This window comes from Streptococcus sp. OH4692_COT-348 (genome assembly GCF_003859975.1).
Lineage (GTDB): Bacteria > Bacillota > Bacilli > Lactobacillales > Streptococcaceae > Streptococcus.
The window spans coordinates 42498-62406 of the sequence record NZ_RQZB01000011.1 but is presented as its reverse complement, the minus strand read 5'-3'; the positions used below and the strand labels follow the sequence as shown (position 1 = coordinate 62406).

The window sequence follows — 19909 nt, the reverse complement described above, 5'->3', positions numbered from 1 at the left end:
GTGTTCTAAAGGCTGTAAAACTAAAAGCTGGTGCGAAATACTCAATGACATTGATTGTAATATCCCTTGTATCTGATTGCCTGCCTCGACTATCAACCACACTAGCACGTATTGTTGCTGAGCCATTAAAATTCATCATACCGAGCCTACCACCGTTTTTAGTTGTAACCTGATTCTTGTTTACAATTTCAGCACGATATCCTGTGATAGTAGAACCATAAGCCCCAGCTGGGTTGTTAAAATTGACCTGAATATCAGAAATAATCTGTAAAAAGTTATTTCCGCTCAATAGTTGCCCAGCAACAGTATTCATATCAATCAATGTGAGACCAGAAAATGTAGGTTTCACGCTTTCCGGAATTTCAAAATACCATCCGTTTGAATAAACATCATTTCCAATTTGAGTAGTTCCGTTATATGTTCGGACACATATGTCCATCGTGCCAGACTTTGCTTTTGTATTATATCTAGCAAGGTCAGTATTAGGTACGAAAGAAACGCTTGTTGCGTGATTTTTCCCTAAGTCAATCCATTCGCTACCAAAAACTCTATACCACACTTGGTGGGTAAATGAGCTAGATTTGCGGTCAATGGTGAGAGTGTGGAGACTTCCGAGCTGTCTATTTCCTGAAAGAGCATTGTCGCTTATACTACTAGACCGAGGGATGTTTGAAAGTGTATAGTTTGCTGATACAGTAATATTGCCATGTATCCCATTATTAGGGTCAAAGGATGCCCATACTGAAAAAGCCTTAGCTCCATCACTATTATGAGGAATAGTAGCCTCACCAGACGCGAGAGTCGTTTCTTGTCCCTCTGTCTCGAAACTTAAATTGCTCTTATATACACTTGAACCATTTAACCATACAGATAAAACACTTCCATTTTCTGCGTTCCAAGTTCGGTACCCTCCATCCCTGTCAACGGTAGCTCTCCAACTAACCTTTGATGAGTTATTAGTGACATCCTGACTAATTTGTTCGATGTAAATATTCAAGTGCAATGAACCGCTAGAATTGATAAATTTAGTCATTTTCTTTTTTAACCTCCTACATAACGTATGACATTCACATCTTTATTAAGATAGTATTGCTCTGTTCTAAAACGCCCAATTTGAACTGATGCGGTGAAAATACCATTATCAATGTTTATTACACCTTGAGAAATGTACATAACTTCCTTACCTGCAGAAAACATGGATATTCTATCACTTGATACCTTGATAGTAGAGCTTGCATCATTCTTACCGATAATCAAGCCCTCGTTTGTGCTTTTCATGTAAGTATCAATGAATGTTTTAAGCTCTGCTAATCCTCCAAATTGAGTTGTCAACAAATCAATTCTTCTTCCTGCTTCAACCAAATCAGACTCAGATTTTCTTTGACTGTCTGCATTTGATTTCACAAAAGCATTATATGCTTTTTCTAATTCACTAAAGGCCTCCATCGATGCTTTCGCTTTCATTTCAGCCTCTAAAATCTGTGATTTCTCGTTAAGAGCATTCAATTGCTCTTGAGTCAGTGATTGGTCAGCTTTAGAGCCAAGGCTGTTCTCTATATCCTCAGGAGCTGGTATCCAATCAATAGGTACTGTACCAGTATTGACTCTTAGATTTGAAATAATAACAGTACCATCTGAGCCATTCTCAAAATTAAGATACAAGGAAATCTCTTTGATTAGATTGCTTGTCCTACCATCTGAATACGATTTCCACAACCAAGGTTGTGAATAAGTTCCACTTTTGACTGACGTAGTATCTATGTATTGCTTACCTAAAACTTTATCATTCATAGCGAAATCCCATTGATCAAGCATACCATTACCATATTTGACAACACGATTAATCCTAAATCCTTTAATAGTTTCAGATGCCATATAGTCAAAAGTTAAATAAAGTGGTTGAATTGGTAGCCATTTATAGGTAGATTGAGCCAGTGTATAGATTTTACCTTGAGTTCCTATAGTAGGGTTAGATGTCCCTAAAGCAAAATTACGAGCTCCAACTTGTACATTATCAAATAGTGCTGTCCATTTATAGTCTGTTGGGTCTTGACTATCTACTTCATTGAAATCCGTCAAAGTACCTAAATAGCGCTTATTTGTGCTATCTGTTGTACTGAAACCATCACGGCCATCGGCAGAATTTGCCCATGCTCGATGAAAATACGGTGTTCTACCATCTGCTCCTTTTGCTCCCGGTACACCTTGCGCACCATCTTCACCTTTCCACTTTGTCCATTTATAAACTGTCGGATTATTACTATCTGCAGCATTAAAATCGACATACATACCAATATATGGCTTATTGGTATTAGTTTGGCTAAAACCTCCTCCAACGGCATTATCTGCGTAAGCAATATGAGTGTACTGGGTTCTTCCGTCTGTCCCTCTGATTCCTGGAATACCTTGATCACCTTGTAATCCACGTTCTCCTTTTTCCCCATGTACACCAATAACAGTAGGGTCTGTCGTCTTACTTGTACCGTTTGTGTATAGCTCAACTCGATAATTCCATAAATAACGCTTGTCTGAGGTGATAGCTTGTGGCGTAGTTGTCCACCCTGTACTTGCTCTTGTGATACCTGTTGAGACTGTAGTAGCTAAATAGTAATTAGTTACATTAGAAATACCAGTACCATCTGCTCCTTTTATCAACGTCCATTTATATACTCTGTAATCTGTACTATCTGCCTGAGTGTAATCTGTGTATGTTCCGATATACGTTTTATTTGTACTGTCAGTAGTTGAGAAACCTTGTGAGCCATTATTTGATGTGGCGTAAGCTATGTGTAAGTATGGTGTCCTACCATCTGCGCCAGCCTTACCTGCCACACCATTTGCACCATCAGAGCCTTTTACAAGTGTCCAATTGTAGTCGGATGGAGTAGTGCTATCAGCGCTATTAAAATCAACATACATCCCAATATAAGCTCTATCAGAGGCACTTACAGAAAAATCCTTAGTTCCATCAGCGCTATTGCTGTAAGCTATGTGAGTATATTGAGTACGACCATCTGCACCATTGCGACCAGGTAATCCTTGTTCACCTCTTGCACCTTGTAAACCATCTAAACCACGTTGTCCTGGTTCTCCTTTATCGCCTTTTTCTCCCTTGTCTCCTTTTACTTTAGCCCACTTGTATTTTTTAGGGTCTGTACTATCGTTTGGTTCAAAGTCTGTATAAATACCAATATAGAGTTTATTGATTGAGCTATCAAGACTAAATCCATCTGTTCCTGTTGCATTATTAGCCCATGCTGTATGGACATAAGGAGTACGGCCGTCTCTTCCTGGAGTTCCAGGTGTACCAAGTTTTCCATCAACAACATTAACAAGCGATATCTCATCAACAGCAACCTCTTTATTTCCAATGTAAGCTGCAACTGTCAGAGTGACTGTATCAGTTACATTGGAGCCTCTAATTAAGTAAGTCATCCCTGTTGTTACTTCTCCATCGAGCGCCCAACGCCAAGTAACACCAGCAACAACTGGTTTTCCCCCTTTGTATAAAGTTGGGGTTACTAGACTTTGGCCAATCTGATTTTTAAAGATAACACCATTGTCCGTTGACAATTTGATAGTATATGGTTTAGCAGCTTCAAACAATCTCTCAAAGGCTGACTGGATATCAGTTGATAGTTTGTTTTCAAGTGCCTTGAAATTGTCAAATATTGTCTTATTTCTCACTGGATTTGTGAAACTGATTTTTTGATCAGTAACCCGTGCTTGAATCATCAATAGAGGGGCAAAACCGTCATCATGGACTTTAACAGTATCTCCAATATCAGCATCGACAAAGCCATCAACTTCATAAGTGATAGCTGGATAACAATACTTTTTCAATTTGAGATAACCTAAACGTCTTAACTCGTTTGGCTCATCTGTTTCAAAGTGAAAATCTTTTCTTGTCCACTGGTCAAGCTCCCCTGTTGAATGAGTAAAGGTTGAGGGATATAGTTGCATTGAAATAGGCGCATACAGTGCTTGCCCTCTTTGATAAAATTCAACTATCCCTTTCTCGTTCTTTACTTCCCATTCATCCAATCCCTCAATCGTCAAAACATCCTCAGTTGTATTTGTTTTTTCTTTTGGATTTGGTTTTTTCAAGACTTTTGTTTCAGACGTTGATGCTCCGCCTTTTTTGCTGGTTGTAACAGTTTGTTCTATGGAACCATCAGAACGAGTCGTTGTGGTCGTTGTGATCCGTGTCTTGTCCGCTAACTTTGTAACTTTAGTGTGGGCAATAGTTTTGCTCTTAGTCCCATCTGAGGCTGTAGAGATTGTGGTTTTCGTCGTTGAACCATCTGCATTTTTTACAGTTTCGCTTTTGGAGCCCTTATCTCCGCTCGGTTCTTCTTCAACCGTTGGCATTTTACCAGTCGGTCTGATTGTATTGAAAATACCAGTCTTATCCACTTTTCTTTTAATAGAGTGGATGTTTTTTCCGTATTTAACAATGACATCATTTCTTACACGTCCCACCCCTTGATGGTTGTCATCGTTTTCATGATAAACATTAACACTAAACTTTTTGATAGTGCTATCAGCATTTAACTGTGTATCAAATTCAATCTCAGCATCAAATCGTTTGGCTAGGCTTAATAGACGGGCTAGTTTGGTTTCTTGCCCCTCCCATTCCAGAGTACGCTTATAATCTGATATTTCATTGATACCAATAGAAAGGTGAGTATAATTTAAAAGATCCATCGCCTCACAATACTCTTTGAAAGTCATCGCTTTGTTAGATTTATAAGGGTTCGCAAGCTCATTGATTAACTCAAGATTGAGATTTTCACAATAACATTTGATTGTCTGCTCATTTTCTTCAACAATCATGATATTAAACACAAAGCTTTTACCCTTGTACTTAAATGAGACAAATGCATGCTCATTCAAATGATGATAGGCTTTAGCAAGAGGTAAATCAGACTTTACAGCCTTTTTAAATACCGTAAACTCAAACGTTGACGAACCTGTTGCAAGACTTCTTGTCCAAGTATCATCGTAATAATTTAACGTACCTTGTTTTTCGTTATCAATAAATGCTACCTTTTGCAAATTTGCATCATGGATTGTCAAAAGCATCTTAGATCCACCTTTCTTCAAATTCGATTGTTACAGTTGGTTTTTTCTTGACAAAACGTGAAAAATACAACTCTAGCTGAGATTTTCCTGGAGGAATTACTGGCCAATGTGAACCGTCTACAACTTCGCTTACTTTAGATATCCCGTTAATATACACACTATCGTCCTCACTGTTGATTACAACATTTGAACCGATAGAATAACGGTTAGGAATGTCTAAACTCTTTGTCACAAAGTCTTTTCTATACATGAACTCATCAACATACATATGTGATACAAGAGGCCAGTCTCTGAGTGCTCCAAGCGTGATATGGATTTTTGCTGATTTTTTGTCTTTTATCTCTGGAATAATAAAGTCATAATGAGAGCCATCAAAAAACACTTGAACTCTATCATCGTTTCTTTTTAACTCTGACCAGCCCTTTTCCGCGCTAAATGGATCAAGTTTGCCTACTTGAGCCCCTGTCCCAGTAAAATACCACCATTTGATAAACTTGTATCCACCTTTGCCGTCAGTGGTGAAAAAACTATACTCACAATCAAGTGTCTGATAGCGTTTGTAAGTTTCCACCCCATACAAGAAATTGCCGTCTGTATCCGATACAGTAACCTTTATAAAACCATATTGATTAGCGACAGCTGCCATAAAAACTTGTCTCCAAAGCAGATAGTCATTCAATGAACCAACTTCTCCACTACTATCCACTGGAATAGCCCATGTCAAGCTTTGTGCATTATTTCGATTTTTTTCAACCGAACCACGGTTTGATAATTCGATATGATTACGACCCCACATACTTGTTGTACTCAAAGTGCCAACAAGACGCTCCTTATTATCATTTGTTACAGCTACTCCTTTAGTGCCATTTTGAAACCCGTTTAGAATATTAGCCCCTCTATAATCTATCAATGTTTCAGAGCCTCTGTAATTTTCAGTATCAGCCTCTTCACGATTTCCCAACTCAAATGCCGCTCTATTGTTTACAACTCCAATATATCCATTTTCTGAGTTATGTTTAATTCTAATAATTGGATAAGCTGGCTCTGTTCCTGTATTTGTTAAATCAAATACTATCCTATCCGGTGCGCTTGTTTCATTTGTATCAATATCAATTTTTTTTAAAGTCGTGCTATGAGCCACACCGTCAGGAATTATTATTTTTAACTCTGAACGCTGAAACCATCTTGTCAAATTTTCTGGAGTAATCTCATCTACTGGCAATCCCATATAATATTTGTCTGGCTCATCGCCATAAGTGATCTTTACTGGCTCTAAAACATTTAATACCCCTGCCAACTCATGTTTTAATTGTTCCATTTCAATTGCATTTGTGGTTTTGATGTCAAATTTTATGATATGCTCTTTTCCGCCACGTTTCACTTGCTGAATATTAACCCCCAACAAAGGAGCGTTATCTGTTGATACGCTCCTTTTGTTCCCAATGGGGCGGATAATATCTTTTATTCTAAAGAAACGTGACATATCAACACCGTTGAATGTCATTTCTTTTGTCATGTAACTATCCCTCTCATTCTATTTTTTACCCTAGTATTGTGAGCTTGTGCATTAGTGTAAGCATCGATAGTACCTCCAACTAATTCTCCGGTTTCAAGCACAATATCAGTTGATTTATTAACTAATTTGTCGCCTATCCTTAGCAATTCATCAAATACGGTCTTTTGGTTGTTGTCTTTCACTTCAACGCTTGCTTTGATCGCTTTTTCAAGATCGGATTTAACTTGTACGACTTTAGACAACTTAGTTTTGCCAACACCAATAATATCCTCTGCTTTATAGCTAAACGCCTGTATATTGTCATACATGCCAACCATAGCTTTATCAACATATTTGGTGTTCTTCTCTATACCAACAGCGACACCCATTGGTAAGAAACGACCAACGCTATCTCTAAACAAACGTGATGGTGAATGGATTTTGGCTTTAGCCCTTGCCGCTCTCTCTGCTTGTGCTACTAGTGCATCAGCTGCTGCTGTAACAGCTCCTAATGCCGAATACATACCTTGAGCAAGTCCCTGCCCAATCATTGAACCAATGCTACGCATCGAACCAACACCAGACATGCCAACAGACCTTACAGAGCTCATTAGAGCTTTCATAGCTCCTTGAGATTGTCCGATACCTCCCCTAATACCTTGAGCGATATTCTGGGCTGTTTGTTGACCAATTTGGCGACCTTGTGACCCCATCTGACTACCAACTGATTTAATAACAGATAGAATAGCTTGCATAGATGATTCCACTTGTCCACGCATGCTATTAAAAGCTGAAATTACAGCTTGAGTGCTAGTTGACATGCCTGTTACTTGGGATGAGGCACTAGTGGCACTAGAGCCCACTTGTATAAATCCTGATGATACAGTCGCTAAAGCCGTACCAACAATCATGACCCAAGAACCCAACATAGTAAATGATGTTCCTGCCATCATCAATGCTGGTGTCATGGTCATAATTTGGGAGTTAAACATAGCGATTGGGGCATTTATTGCTGCTAATCCTGCAACGCTACTTAAAATCTGTGCTGTGAAAATAGTAAAGCCAGATACTGCCATTGTCATAATAGATGGTAAAAGACCTAAAGTTGTTGACAACAATGTTATCTGAGTTGAAAAATTCGTAAGCCCTGTAACTGCCATCATAGATGATGTAGCAACTAAAGACATAGATGTCCCTATTGTTTGAAAAGAACTTGAAATTCCAGCTAATCCAGAGCCAAGATTTGTAATCGCTGCATTAAGTTTCTCAATGTCACCAGTAAATCCAACTAAGTTCCCTGCATAAGATGCTGCACCTAAACCTGTAACAGCTGCTGCTAGTGCTCCAACTCCTGCTGCAGCATTCATAATGCCACCTGCATTGCTAGCAATCTTAGCTAGTGAGTCACCTATTTGGGTGAACGAGTTCCCAACTGACTCAATTACACCTTTAATACCATCTAATACAGTTCTAATGGCCTCTCCAACACTCTTAAATACATTTGCTACACCCTCAAGGGCTGTCTTGATTGCTGTACCGAAACTCTCAACAACTCGTGCAGCACCCTCAAGGGCTGTTTGCAACCCTTGACCGATGCCTTGAGCCGCTGTACTTATAGCTTGGCCTGTTGCTGTGATTGCTCCCTCTGCATTTGCAAAAGCATTTACTAGTATTGAGAGGCCGTATGCTGCAATAGCAATACCTGCACCAATTAAAGCAATTGATGCTCCAAATGCAAGTATCCCAACAGCGCTAGCTGTCAAAGCTGGCCCCAACAAGGCAAAGATACCTGCCAAAGCAGCAATACCTACTGCCAAACCAGCAAGAGCAATAACTGCACCACTACCAGCACTAGCAAGTTGAATAGCTGCTTGTACCAAAATATAGATACCAGCTGAAACAAGAGCTACACCAGCACCGACCATCAACATTGCAGCTCCCATTGATAGCCATTGGGCAGGGCTGGCCATTGATGCCGCTTGACCAAAACCTTGGGCAACTGTTGAGATTGCTGTTGCCAGTCCTTGCAGTACTGTTGAAATACCTTGTGAAATAGATGTGATAAGAGAACCAAGCCCAGAAAAGACTTGCTCTATGATACCTTTAGATTGAGTCGCTGATGCTCCAGCACCATCAAATGCCTCCGTAGCATTCTTTTTGAATAGTTTGAACGGATTGAGTTTCCCGATGATATCAAAACCTTTGAATTTAGATAACAAAGTCCCTAATACCGGTAGTAACAGCGCAAAAATAGATGGATCTATTCCAGACAAGAACTCTCCAATCTTGCTAGCTATTTTACCAATTGCCTCAACAACTTCATTAACCTTATTCCTGAAATCTTCGCTAGTGGTATATGCTTGAATAAACCAACCGATTAAAGCACCAATACCTGCAATAGCAAGCCCCCAAGGATTGGATAAAGCTATTTTCAACAACCCAAAAGCAGTTTTTAGGCCAGTTATAGCCTTAGTTGCAATTGATACTGTCTTGAATGCTGCAACCATCCCAAGTACTGCACTAGCAATTGTTTGGATAACACCAGGTGGTAATGAGGAGATAAATTCAGCACCTTTAGTAGCAGCATCTGCAAGAAACTTAACAACCTCACCTAAAGCTTTAGCAATCTTATCAAAGTTTTCTCCACTACCAGCTAGAGATGAAAAAACATGACCTATTGCATCTTTCACTGCATTAAAAGCTCCAGCTACTGCTGTTATAGCTCCCGTGTCTTTGAAACTAGATAAAAAGCTACCAACTTTATCAAAGGTTTTCATGATATTATTTACCATTTCCTCTGGCAACATCTTTTTCAACCCTGCCTCTATCTCTGGCTTTGCTGATGCTAAAAATGTTGAGATAGCTTTTGGCAAAGATTTGAAAGCATTGCCCACCATCGGTATAAAGTTTCTAAAGATAAATGTTGAGGCTGTTTTAGCAAGGTTCTCTAAGGGTTTGCTAATGTCTCCACCTGTTGTAAGGTTTCCTAAGAAATCCTTAAATGCAGCTTGCATAGATGCAAAAGATCCTGAAAATGTTTCAGATGCCTCTTTAGCTGTTGTGCCTGTGATACCTAACTTTTTCTGTACAACTGAAATAGCTTTTACCATGTTTGCAAAAGACATATCACCCTCATCAACGGTCATATTCAATTCCTCTTGCACATCTTTGTAACTAGCAGCATCTTTTATTAGTCGTTGCATCTCTGCTTTTGTTCCACCGTAACCAAGTTTTAGGTTATCTAGCATTGCATAGTTACCACGCGCCAATGACTGGTAAGTTTGAGTAATGATTTTCATATCAGAACCCATCTTGTTTGCATTGTCTGACATATCTGTCATTGCTGTATTCGCTAACTCAGCGGCTTTTGCCGTATCTCCTCCCAAAGAAGAAATCAAACTAGCAGAAAATGATGTTACATTTTCCATGTACTCATTAGCTGATACTCCAGCTGTTCTAAAAGCTTCATTAGCATACTGCTTAACAGTGCCAGCTGAGTCTTTAAAAAGTGTCTCAATACCACCGATAGATTGTTGTAATTTTGCCCCCTCATCAATTGCTGATGAAAATGCGCTTTTAACTCCTCCTGTAAGTGCACTAATTCCACTCATCAATGCGCCACTAACTAAATTCGCTCCTAAAACCGATTTAAAAGCTGAACCTAGCCCACCTAATGATGATTTCAGACTATTTATATCCCCTTGGGCTTTCTTCCCATCCAAATCAACCGCAATGGTTACTTTACCGTCTGCCATGTTCTACCTCCTTTCTTTATTAAATATTTGGCAATGCGTATTGCTCCTGCAGTTCACGCATTTTTTGCTTTTCTTTTGAACTTTCCCCTTTTGAGGGTTTCCACGCTCTAATTTTCATTACCTCAACAAACTTTGTTCCATCTGGTAAACCAGACAATAGGGCATTGAACTTCTGCCAATGCAATTTCCCTTGTTGTTCAATCAAATCAATGTTATAGGCCTGCATAAACGATGAAAAAATGTACTCGCCATCATATTTGATATTAAATAAGGGTTTATCGTCGTAATCTTGGGCATCTTTAGTTTTTTTAGGCAATACATTCCCCTCAATGTCATATCTATCAACCTCATCAATAGCCCTAGTAACCTGTATGTGCTTTTCAAATATATCTGCATAGATAGCTAACGCTTGCCTTGTATCCATATCCTTAAAACTTACATCATCGGTTAATTTTGCTAGAGCTAGTTTTGGTTTAAGTTCTACCGGGATATGTCCTTTACCCCACATATCAAAAATCCATAACACCCTATCAAACGACAATAAAAGCTGATACTCTTTGTCGTTAAGTACCAGCTTGTCATCCATTTTTTTGGAAATATCAAACATTATTCAGCAAGATACTTCTTGAAATTTTCATCGTTTAGTTTCTTCTTCCATTCTTTTTGAATTGTTGCTGAAACCTGTAAAAATACATTGAGATAATTCCAAGTGTTTTCACCAGCTACCTCATAGATTTTTTGAGGGGCATCCTCATCAAACATTGCTACAAAGAACTCATCAACCATAGGTTTTAGAGCTTTACGCCCCTCTTTGTCATTCATGTTCTCTGCATCTTTCTGATAAGCACCTACCTTATCCTCTAACTCTACAGCCTTGTCTTGAATTTGAGCATCTTTTTTATCGGTTGCTCGATAATCAAGACTAAACTCTCCAAAATCAAATGACAGAACCTTGCTGCCTAAATCAATTACAGTTTTGTTTGACATGATAATTTCCTCCAAAATGTCTATTAGTTATGTAGTGGACTATCCACCAATTCCAGCTTCAACTGGCTCTTTAATCCATTTGATCGTACAACCAAATTCTTCATACGCTGTCGCATCACCTGCTCCTGCTTTGATTTCAGAAACATTGGCAACTTGTGTATAAGTTTTCTTGCCATCAGCTGTAGTTACTCGATGCCATACACGGCGTGCCTCACCTGTTTTGTAACGCATAGCGGCAATCATCGCTTGAGCTGCATCCTCTGGGTCATAGATCCCCTCAAATGAGTAACCACCAACAACGGTTAGTACAGTTTCCTCTGGCGTACCGTCTCCATCGTAGTAACCAGTGTCATCTGTATCTTCATCCGTTTCATCATCAATAGTTTCAATGTACTTAGCAAGTCGTTTCCAAGCCTCTGCGCCAGGTACAACTGCTGGGTTTTTAGGGTCAAATGGCGCAATTTCGTGTTTGCGCTTGGCATTTTTTTGACGTACCATTATGTCATCCTCCTGTTATTTCTAGTTTTGCGGTTACTTGCATTGAGTAAACAAAATAACCTTGTTCATCCTTGCCATTTATTCCTGGTTTGTCCACTTTCAATGATAAGAATGTGTAAGAATTGTCTGTACTAGGCAAATCAATATCAAATGATGATAAATCTCCATTGATAAGCCAGATAGTATCAATTGCTACTGCATTTGATTTACTCTTTACAGCAATCTCAAATGGTAGTGATACTTCCCTAGTGCCATCCATGTACTCTTTGTCAATGGTTCCACCACTTAAAGCATTGATAACTAAATCATCCTTATCATCTTCAAAATAATCTAGCCTTGCTTTTAATGGCAAATTTGTGATGTTGTTAATATGTGCCAGTAGCACATCTTGAAAGTTTTTGTTGTTTTGCATTATCTGATACCCATTCCTTTAATAGCCGCCTTTTTTAGCTTGTCTATGTTTGCTTTTAACGGTTTATCCCATCTGCTACCAGTACCAGAGGTTGTATATTTCCTAAAAACAACAATCCCATTAGTACCGTGGAACTGCGCCCGAGCATAAACCGTGTTATAACTCACATTTCCATTAGGCTCTACACGCCCAGAGGCTCTTAATGCCCCTCCACCAGCCCTGAGAGGTACAGAACTATCCATAACAAGCAAAGCCTCACTACCTGCAGCAATCTTGCCACGTTGCATAGCTTGAGGTGATACTTTTTTCTCTACCCCTGCAAGATCAATGCTCACTCTGACATCTGCCATTATGTAACTTCAACCTCATAGCTAAAAATTCTCCCATTAAGATAATTGGGTTGATAACCTATCACAAGGTAATCACGCGCCCCATCATTCATAACTGCACCCAGCCAACTATCATCAACTGTCACATTCACAAACTTAGGGTAAATGTAAACAACGCCTGCTTTCTGTCTAGTTTTAGAGTTGTTAGTACCTGTAACAACCACCGACCTATCAAACCTTACCGGTTTAATATCCAATGGCTCAGAGTACTTGATATCTCCATAGTTATCTTTGCCCTCAACCTTACGAACTGTAACAACATCTTGTAATAAGCGTTTATCTATCATAATCAACTCCCACAATTAAGCTAAATCCAGCTTGTTTCAGGGCATTTTCAGCATCAAAGCAAAGGTTGAATTGTTGGCCTGCTGAAAATCGTTGTTTATTGCCGTAATTAATTGATGTGCGACCAATAGAAACGCTTGCCATAGTTTGTTTTTCGTCAGCTGTCATGATGCCAGAGCTGTTCAGATAATCAATCTGAAAACCCATAGCTAGCTTTACAGCAGATTTGCGATACTCAACCTCTTTCTCAAATTCAATATGTTTTTGATAAATTCCTTGAGTATAGAGATTGATAGCAATTTCTGCCCGTTTAGCTAACTTCTCAAAATCCGTTACATCATCAAAGCCTAAGTCAGTAACAAACTCATCTTTCGTTAAATAAGTCATGCGTAACCTCCCTTAAAAATAAAGGGTGTTGCCACCCCTTATTTATTCAGCTTGCTCAAATTGTGTGGGCACATCTTCTACAAGCTCTAAAACTGCATCGACATCCGGAAATGTTTGCTTGAGGTCTTTATTGACTTGATCGGCATAATTCGGTTCAAGCTCAACAAATTCTCCCTCTTTCGCATAAATACCAGGTGTCTTTAAAATTAGGTTCTTAATTGCTTTATACTTAGCCATTATTTTTCACCTTTATCCTTAGTTTCATTTGGTGTTTCAAGCTCCCCACCATCTGCCACCAATTCCTCAAAGCCATCTGCCATAAGTTGCACCTCAAGCTCACTACCCTCTTGCACGGTATAAACTTGATTTTCTTTGATGTATTTCTTCATCTACCTACCTCCTATGCTGATTTATGTGAAACATAAACCCCATCTTCTTGAGACTTCAAGACAAACAAATCATGATACAAACGGTTTTGGTATAGGTAACCATCACCCTCTGTGTGTTGCCCAGGAGCAAAGAGATAGATAGAGTTAAATTTGGCCTTAGCAATGATAGCTGTCTTAGCCACGATCAAGAAATTGATATCTTTACCGCCACCAGCTTTCACAAATCCAGTTGTGAAATCAAATTGAGTTTTGAAACGTGCATCATCCCAAACCTCGATAAGTTGCACTCCATCTAGCGATGTTACACGTGTGTCAATTCCTTGAGGTGATGTAGTAGCGATTGCGCGTGTAAAGTCTTTAGCACGCTCTAGGGCATCCATTACCTCGCTAGATACATACATGACAAGGTTTGATGCTCCATATTTACGCATTGGCAAAATAGCAGCTTTCAAGATTCCATAGACATTCTCCGGTGTAATGCTATCCTCTTGCTTGAAATGATGACCATTGATTGCAGCTGTTGCAATTTTAGAAAAGCGGTAAGCGTCAACTTCTGGTGTTGCATGTTCTGAAATGAATGTATTTGAGATGTTAGCAGCTGAAAGCTCTTGGTTTGTTTCATCAACATCTGCTGTATCAACAAAAAACTCAACATCTCGGTCAAATCCAAGAGTATAAACGTTTTTATCATTTGATACTGTACCTGAGTTGTAACCCTTAGAGCGTGTATGTGCCTTATATCCTGTTACAGAGATTGTTGGCAATTCAAATGATTTTGCACCTAGCCAATTTACTTTTGGCGTTTCAAGAATGGCAGTCAATGAGCCTTGCATAAGGCGTTTTTCAAACTGTCCCTCATGTTTTGTGATGTAATTGATTGACATCTACTATTCCTCCTTTTTATTCTGTCAGCCCTAATGCCTGTGCAAAGGCATCTGGTGCTGGGTCTGTTGCTGTTGGATTTCCAAACGCAACGATATTTGGGTTAGGCTTGCCATCTTCTTCTGCTTTAAAAAGATATGGGTCACTTTCCTTTAGACCATTGAGGATGTCATCTAGTTTAGGTTTGCCACTGTCATCTAGTTCAATGGCATCAACATCAATAAACTTCATCAAGGTTGATGGATTGTGTGCTGTGGTATCTTTCAAAGCAAGATTGATAGCATTCACCTTATTTGTTTTTGCCAGTTCATCAGCAGCCTCTTGTTTATACTTGTCATAATCTGCTTGCAATTTATCAATCGCCTCTTTTTGTTCAGCACTGATACTTTCAAGTGATTTCAAGTTTTCAACTTGCTCCTCTGCTTTTTGCAACTGGGATTTGAGACTATCTCGCTCTTGTGTGATAGTTTCCAAGGCTGATTTGTCCTCGTTGAGCTCTTTTCCTCGCAAGGCAAAGACTGATTTAGCCTGTTCCTCTGTCAATCCAAGTTTGAGTAGTTCCTCTGTTGTAAATGCCATTTGTACCTCCTTAGTTCTTTTTAGGTGGACAACTCCCACCGAAAAGCAAAATATTATTTACTATTTCAGTTTACTTTGGATGGAATGGGATTTTTTACGGTTTTAGGCACAAAAAAAGAGGGTTGTTTAGTAACCCTCTTGATAATTAGATATATGCTCTTTCTCTACTGTAATCACGGCTTAAAAATTCGTGTTGTTCTACAAGAGCTCTTATTTTCCCTTGATAAGCTCTAACTTTTAGCCTCTCAGCTTGTATCAGATCATCATCACCTAATGTACTAGCATAGTGCAATCTTTCTTTGTGATGCTTGATATTGCGCTCTAAGGCTCTTTGTTTAGCCTCGATGCGTGCATTTTCTTCTGCCTGTTCTGGCGTTAGGTCTTTCATATAGTCTGGCAAGTCTGGTATTTCATTTACTCCTACGATAAAAGGCGTAAGATAATGACCACAATGGACACCTAGACATCCCCCAGCAGTACCAAAACCATAATCTAGTAAACTATGAATAGTAAGGCCGTTTATTGTTCTGCCTTGACCTTTAGTGACAATCTTACCTTGCAATGGAGCACATGCAGCTCTAGCAGACGACTTGATAGAGTAGTAAAAAGTATCTATCCCTAATTCCTCTGCAGGCCTTGTACGCATATCATTGTAAACCCTGTAAGTTGTCGTTTTAATAATTGCTCTGGCATAGCTATCTGCTCGCCATTCTCTCCCTGCGCTATCAGTAAAGCCAGTAAAGCCCTTTTTTTGCCACGACATGATAGTATCATTTAAAGCTCTATCACTTGTTTTAGTACCTGCTACCACTTGTGCTACTGTCTGCTCTACAACCGACTTGAAAACAGTCTGTATGCTTGCTGGTAATGTTGAATTGATAAGATTAAGGTCACTTATAGCTTGTTGAGTATAGGACTCAAGAGCATCAATTACACCATTTCTAACTTTGCCACTAGATTCCCTTTTCAAATCTTCCTCTAGTTGCTCCTTTGTGTCCTTATAGACCTTTAATCCCTCGTTAGCAATGACCTCTCTCAAAAGACTTTCAGCAATTCCTGTACGTTCAACAATGATCTTTAAGTTCTCCTCATTCAGCATGTACATATCGTTGAGCTTTTCTAGTTGCCATATATACGGATTTTTTGCAAGGTCAGCATTGCCACGCTCTTTAAGTCGTTTTATCATGCTATCAAACAACTCAATTTGCATTTTAGAGTAAATATCACTCACGCCCTGCATGTGCAAAGAAAATCGCTGATCATTTAGAGTTGGCATTTTACGTTTATCAGTCATTTTCAACTCCTTATGTGTCGTTTATTGTAATTTATAGCAGTTTATAGCTCTCCCTCTTCTGCTTTCTTCTCTGTTTTTCCGTACAAAGCAAGCTCTGCATCGCTCTCTGGTGGCAACTCTCCATTGATTTCAGCAAGTTCTTTCTCTGCTTCTTCATTTGTGATGTTGAGTACTTTAGCAATACCTCTTTTCTGTGTCGCAAATCCAGCCGCTACCATCTTCATCCAGTAATCAAGCTCTGCATGCCTATCAGTAAATACACCATCATCCAAATTAACTGAAATATCATCAAGCTCTGGAATTTCTCCGCTGTAAATCCCTACTGCTTTACCAAGTTCACACATTGAAACACAAAGCTCTTTGATAGCTTGCTCAACAAGTGCAACAATGCTATTTCGCATTTGGTAAGTGTCTGAGTTCTCGCTTACAATCTCCGTTGCTGTCTTGACCCCTTGCCCATCGAATGTAAACATGCCACTTGAGACACCAATTTGCATCTCAAAAAGTTTCAATCCCTCTGAAATGGCTGAAATATAATCTGATGAGCGGATAGGAGTTGTGAGGTCAATAATGCTACCACTATCCATATTGCCTGCTCCTACTTGCATGTAAACATTTTGGTCAGTATCAAAACGTCGCTTAAATTTGATTTCACCGTGGATATCTTGTACTTTGAGTTGCGTTATTTGCTCAGGCACAATCACGCGCCTTTGACCCATCTTAATTTCCCACATAAATTCATCGTACGTACGATTGATAAAATCAATAGTGGTCTTGGCGTTATCAAAGATAGATAAACCAAGAGGGCTGTTGATATCCTTGTTATTCATCCCTGGTGTCTTGAGATAAACAAACAATGGGCGTGATAGTCCTTGTATCGTTGTTACTGGTTGCAAGTCAGGATATAGCTCGCTCAAATTTACACGATCACCCAGCGTGCCGTCTGATGTTGATTTGTAAAGCTCGTTAGTAATGCGGTATAGGTTCTTATCCTTTGTACTCCCTACCTCTTGGCCATCTTGAGTTACCCACTCATGAAACTCAACTAACGTATAATATACATTCTTTTTGCTCTCTGACTTAATTGTCTTAGTTAGGATTGCAGCGCTTGATACATCCTGTACATTGCTTTGTAATGGCAAAAATACTGGTGCTTGAATAAATGCCACTCTAACCTTATCTCCATCAATATAAGGTCTCATAGCAAGCCCACCCAAAGCCAGACAACTCTCTAAATATCGCTCAAAGTTTTTGTTAAAGCGATCATTGCCTAGCATATTATCAAGAAAATTATTTAGTATCTCATCCTCTGCTGTAATTTCCGCTTGCTCGTTGTAAACAAGGCTGGCAATCTTTTTAGCTGCAGTTCGTGCAATCGGTAAGTGTTGCATCTTTCTACGCTTTCTGTCGCCATCGGTGTTGATGTACTCCACATCATCAAATTTAGATTGATAGTAAGCTAGATTGAGCTGTATCCTGTTAAATTCGGATTGTGTTACAGCTACCTTTGGGTGCTCCAAGATACTGTTTAGGTTTGATGTTTCCATGTTATACCTCCCACGGTTGAAAAAGTCTTTTACTTTTTGAATTAAGTTCATTGTTGCCCTCCTTATGAATTACCAACACGCAAACCAAGTATCTTAGAATTGTCTAATATAAAATACTGGGCAACATCGCATGTATGGTCATCATCTTTGATGACATTTGGGCTATCAGACTGCAGTGTCTTTTCATCCCACCTGTACATCTTATGTTCTTCAATAAATACCTTGTTATTCTCTGTATCAAGGTAATAAAAGCGACCTTGTGCTAATAATGATTGGAATGTATCAATCATTGTCACTTTCTTCAATTTAGCCACTGGATGCCATCTGATACTGAAATCAAGATACATCTGGTTTCTCAATGCTCCCTCTGCGCTATCAATCGTATATTGCAAGATAGGTACTCTGTACTTGCTGACAACCGATTGTATAAAGCCGTTGATGTCCTGTGATAGTTGGCTAGGTGCTTTCTTTATCACTTGGCCAGCTGGTGAGTAATACCAGGTATCAAGTAAGATAACCTTACCTTTAGCAGTTATCCCAAAAGCACAACATGCAGTAGCTGACTGCTGATGCCCACCGTCCAATGCAAAAGATATACCTATCAGCCTATCATCACTAGGCAAAGCATCTAACGGGTGAAATGTACTCATGTTATAGATATTATTCCCTAAACCAACTGACTCACCTAGATAGACATACCTGTAATAATCATAGTCATTCTTTTTGATACGCTCGATATCAGCCAACATCTGATCATTTACAAATCCTAACTCATCATCAAGATAAGTACTAGAATGGCATAAGTAATTATCTTGCGTATTCATTTCCTCATACCACTCATTTATCCAACTGTACGGATTGATAGGAGGGTTATATGACCAAAAGATTTTAACAAATTGAGCGCGTGGGTGTTTTTGGCGCATAAATGTAATGTTGGTCTGGTCAAATTCTTCAGCACTTGAAAATTCAGCAGCCTCCTCATACCAAACCGCAATAATATTCCCAATGTTGTTTGATTTCAACTTTTGGTAGTCATCGAGGCCGTAAAAATAAAATGTTGAGCCTGTCTTTTTATGACTTATCTTAAATGGGCTGACTGTCATCTTAAAGCGACTGGTTAGGCCAAACAACGATAACCCCCATTGGATTTGATTATACACACTATCACGGATTGTATTAGCTACTTTACGGATAATGACAATATTGGCAGTTTCACCCCTTATGATGTACCAAGTCATCATGACAATCAACTTCAAGGTAATAACTGATGATTTGAATGAGTTTCGCCCACCTTTCAAAATGTTGTAAGGTTTCTTAGATTTCCAAACACTCTTGAAATGAGGATTGACATTTTTTTGAATATCAATTATCTTCATCGTCACCCTCCCAACTATCAATAATTGTGATGGTGTCATCTTCCATTTGTGTATCTATCAACTGTGATTTTAATTTCTCAATCTCAAGCTCTAGTTTTTCAGATTGTTTAGCTGTTGGATATCGTTTCAAGATTTCAGTAATAGCTTTAATAACTGTTGCATTATCTGCTTTCTTAATATGTCTTTCTACTTTTCCTGTTGTTGGATTAAGTATCAAAACCTCCTCATCTCGTTTACCTCTAGCGATTTCAGAAAGGATATAGAGCGCCTCTGTCGCATCCATGATATTTGACTTATGCAGCTCTTGCATCTGCTTATTTATGTACTCTTTTATCCCAACATTTCCCAACAGTTCAGTAATACGATTATTGGCATAACTCTCACTATAACCAGCCTTAATTGCTGATTGATAGCCGTTTCCTGTCTTTATGTACTCATCTGCAAAGCGCCTCTGTCTTTCATTCATTCGCTCCCTCCTTTCCAACAAAAAATCACAAGTATTGCTACTCATGATTTCATTTTATATGCTAAAAGAGGGGATGTTTTACT

The 19909-nt window shown here is 39.0% G+C and carries 19 protein-coding genes; all 19 read right to left on the bottom strand.

All coding sequences use genetic code 11. The features are described from left to right. Positions 1 to 1033, bottom strand: a 1033-nt coding sequence (locus EII37_RS07465) for a DUF859 family phage minor structural protein (RefSeq protein ID WP_221620934.1), incomplete at its 3' end; no start/stop codon positions are given. Positions 1034 to 1041: 8 nt separating this feature from the next. Further along, positions 1042 to 5085, bottom strand: a complete 4044-nt coding sequence (locus EII37_RS07460) for a phage tail protein (protein WP_124788129.1) — start codon at positions 5083 to 5085, stop codon at positions 1042 to 1044. Between the two features lies 1 nt (position 5086). Next, positions 5087 to 6601: a distal tail protein Dit gene (locus EII37_RS07455; RefSeq protein WP_124788128.1), complete on the bottom strand. Its 1515-nt coding sequence runs from the start codon at positions 6599 to 6601 to the stop codon at positions 5087 to 5089. Beyond that, positions 6598 to 10335 (bottom strand): hypothetical protein, encoded by a 3738-nt coding sequence (locus tag EII37_RS07450; RefSeq protein WP_124788127.1) that lies wholly within the window; start codon positions 10333 to 10335, stop codon positions 6598 to 6600. The genes EII37_RS07455 and EII37_RS07450 overlap by 4 nt, the downstream gene beginning before the upstream one ends. Positions 10336 to 10354: 19 nt before the next feature. Continuing rightward, a complete protein-coding gene (locus tag EII37_RS07445; protein ID WP_124788126.1) occupies positions 10355 to 10942 on the bottom strand; it encodes a Gp15 family bacteriophage protein in 588 nt (195 codons plus the stop codon). Beyond that, positions 10942 to 11322, bottom strand: coding sequence for a hypothetical protein (locus EII37_RS07440; RefSeq protein WP_124788125.1), 381 nt, complete (start codon positions 11320 to 11322; stop codon positions 10942 to 10944). The genes EII37_RS07445 and EII37_RS07440 overlap by 1 nt, the downstream gene beginning before the upstream one ends. A gap of 39 nt (positions 11323 to 11361) precedes the next feature. After that, positions 11362 to 11820, bottom strand: coding sequence for a phage tail tube protein (locus EII37_RS07435; protein WP_061864957.1), 459 nt, complete (start codon positions 11818 to 11820; stop codon positions 11362 to 11364). Positions 11821 to 11824: 4 nt separating this feature from the next. After that, entirely contained in the window at positions 11825 to 12232 is a 408-nt protein-coding gene (locus tag EII37_RS07430) for a minor capsid protein (protein WP_124788124.1), read from the bottom strand. Beyond that, complete coding sequence (locus EII37_RS07425; RefSeq protein WP_124788123.1) at positions 12232 to 12582, bottom strand: minor capsid protein; 351 nt, start codon at positions 12580 to 12582, stop codon at positions 12232 to 12234. Before EII37_RS07425 ends, EII37_RS07430 begins: the two co-directional genes overlap by 1 nt. Continuing rightward, complete coding sequence (locus EII37_RS07420; protein WP_054366550.1) at positions 12582 to 12908, bottom strand: putative minor capsid protein; 327 nt, start codon at positions 12906 to 12908, stop codon at positions 12582 to 12584. Before EII37_RS07420 ends, EII37_RS07425 begins: the two co-directional genes overlap by 1 nt. Continuing rightward, a complete protein-coding gene (locus tag EII37_RS07415) occupies positions 12898 to 13293 on the bottom strand; it encodes a hypothetical protein (RefSeq protein ID WP_124788122.1) in 396 nt (131 codons plus the stop codon). The genes EII37_RS07420 and EII37_RS07415 overlap by 11 nt, the downstream gene beginning before the upstream one ends. A gap of 42 nt (positions 13294 to 13335) precedes the next feature. Further along, positions 13336 to 13530, bottom strand: coding sequence for a hypothetical protein (locus EII37_RS07410; protein WP_061864959.1), 195 nt, complete (start codon positions 13528 to 13530; stop codon positions 13336 to 13338). After that, on the bottom strand, positions 13530 to 13682 hold the full coding sequence (locus EII37_RS11150; RefSeq protein WP_185695973.1) for a hypothetical protein: 153 nt from the start codon (positions 13680 to 13682) through the stop codon (positions 13530 to 13532). Before EII37_RS11150 ends, EII37_RS07410 begins: the two co-directional genes overlap by 1 nt. A gap of 11 nt (positions 13683 to 13693) precedes the next feature. Further along, entirely contained in the window at positions 13694 to 14566 is an 873-nt protein-coding gene (locus EII37_RS07405; RefSeq protein ID WP_061864960.1) for a hypothetical protein, read from the bottom strand. Positions 14567 to 14582: 16 nt separating this feature from the next. Continuing rightward, positions 14583 to 15143 (bottom strand): phage scaffolding protein, encoded by a 561-nt coding sequence (locus EII37_RS07400; protein ID WP_124788121.1) that lies wholly within the window; start codon positions 15141 to 15143, stop codon positions 14583 to 14585. A 145-nt stretch (positions 15144 to 15288) separates the two neighbouring features. Continuing rightward, the gene (locus EII37_RS07395; protein ID WP_124788120.1) at positions 15289 to 16437 is read right to left on the bottom strand and encodes a phage minor capsid protein; all 1149 of its coding nucleotides are present in this window, start codon (positions 16435 to 16437) and stop codon (positions 15289 to 15291) included. A gap of 41 nt (positions 16438 to 16478) precedes the next feature. Then, positions 16479 to 18035: a phage portal protein gene (locus EII37_RS07390; RefSeq protein WP_124788119.1), complete on the bottom strand. Its 1557-nt coding sequence runs from the start codon at positions 18033 to 18035 to the stop codon at positions 16479 to 16481. Between the two features lie 11 nt (positions 18036 to 18046). Further along, positions 18047 to 19360: a PBSX family phage terminase large subunit gene (locus EII37_RS07385; protein WP_084911948.1), complete on the bottom strand. Its 1314-nt coding sequence runs from the start codon at positions 19358 to 19360 to the stop codon at positions 18047 to 18049. Then, positions 19347 to 19826 carry a terminase small subunit gene (locus EII37_RS07380; protein WP_050091514.1) on the bottom strand — a complete coding sequence of 160 codons (480 nt, stop codon included), beginning with the start codon at positions 19824 to 19826 and terminating at the stop codon, positions 19347 to 19349. The genes EII37_RS07385 and EII37_RS07380 overlap by 14 nt, the downstream gene beginning before the upstream one ends. Between the last annotated feature and the right edge of the window lie 83 nt (positions 19827 to 19909).

Excerpts from the sequence above, each read along its gene's own strand:
- EII37_RS07460 (WP_124788129.1), bottom strand. The coding sequence starts at position 5,085 with ATGCTTTTGACAATCCATGATGCAAATTTGCAAAAGGTAGCATTTATT.
- EII37_RS07430 (WP_124788124.1), bottom strand. The coding sequence starts at position 12,232 with ATGCAAAACAACAAAAACTTTCAAGATGTGCTACTGGCACATATTAAC.
- EII37_RS07400 (WP_124788121.1), bottom strand. The coding sequence starts at position 15,143 with ATGGCATTTACAACAGAGGAACTACTCAAACTTGGATTGACAGAGGAA.
- EII37_RS07410 (WP_061864959.1), bottom strand. The coding sequence starts at position 13,530 with ATGGCTAAGTATAAAGCAATTAAGAACCTAATTTTAAAGACACCTGGT.
- EII37_RS07455 (WP_124788128.1), bottom strand. The coding sequence starts at position 6,601 with ATGACAAAAGAAATGACATTCAACGGTGTTGATATGTCACGTTTCTTT.
- EII37_RS07445 (WP_124788126.1), bottom strand. The coding sequence starts at position 10,942 with ATGTTTGATATTTCCAAAAAAATGGATGACAAGCTGGTACTTAACGAC.
- EII37_RS07450 (WP_124788127.1), bottom strand. The coding sequence starts at position 10,335 with ATGGCAGACGGTAAAGTAACCATTGCGGTTGATTTGGATGGGAAGAAA.
- EII37_RS07405 (WP_061864960.1), bottom strand. The coding sequence starts at position 14,566 with ATGTCAATCAATTACATCACAAAACATGAGGGACAGTTTGAAAAACGC.
- EII37_RS07425 (WP_124788123.1), bottom strand. The coding sequence starts at position 12,582 with ATGGCAGATGTCAGAGTGAGCATTGATCTTGCAGGGGTAGAGAAAAAA.
- EII37_RS07395 (WP_124788120.1), bottom strand. The coding sequence starts at position 16,437 with ATGACTGATAAACGTAAAATGCCAACTCTAAATGATCAGCGATTTTCT.
- EII37_RS07380 (WP_050091514.1), bottom strand. The coding sequence starts at position 19,826 with ATGAATGAAAGACAGAGGCGCTTTGCAGATGAGTACATAAAGACAGGA.
- EII37_RS07435 (WP_061864957.1), bottom strand. The coding sequence starts at position 11,820 with ATGGTACGTCAAAAAAATGCCAAGCGCAAACACGAAATTGCGCCATTT.
- EII37_RS07420 (WP_054366550.1), bottom strand. The coding sequence starts at position 12,908 with ATGATAGATAAACGCTTATTACAAGATGTTGTTACAGTTCGTAAGGTT.
- EII37_RS07440 (WP_124788125.1), bottom strand. The coding sequence starts at position 11,322 with ATGTCAAACAAAACTGTAATTGATTTAGGCAGCAAGGTTCTGTCATTT.
- EII37_RS07415 (WP_124788122.1), bottom strand. The coding sequence starts at position 13,293 with ATGACTTATTTAACGAAAGATGAGTTTGTTACTGACTTAGGCTTTGAT.
- EII37_RS07390 (WP_124788119.1), bottom strand. The coding sequence starts at position 18,035 with ATGAACTTAATTCAAAAAGTAAAAGACTTTTTCAACCGTGGGAGGTAT.
- EII37_RS07385 (WP_084911948.1), bottom strand. The coding sequence starts at position 19,360 with ATGAAGATAATTGATATTCAAAAAAATGTCAATCCTCATTTCAAGAGT.
- EII37_RS11150 (WP_185695973.1), bottom strand. The coding sequence starts at position 13,682 with ATGAAGAAATACATCAAAGAAAATCAAGTTTATACCGTGCAAGAGGGT.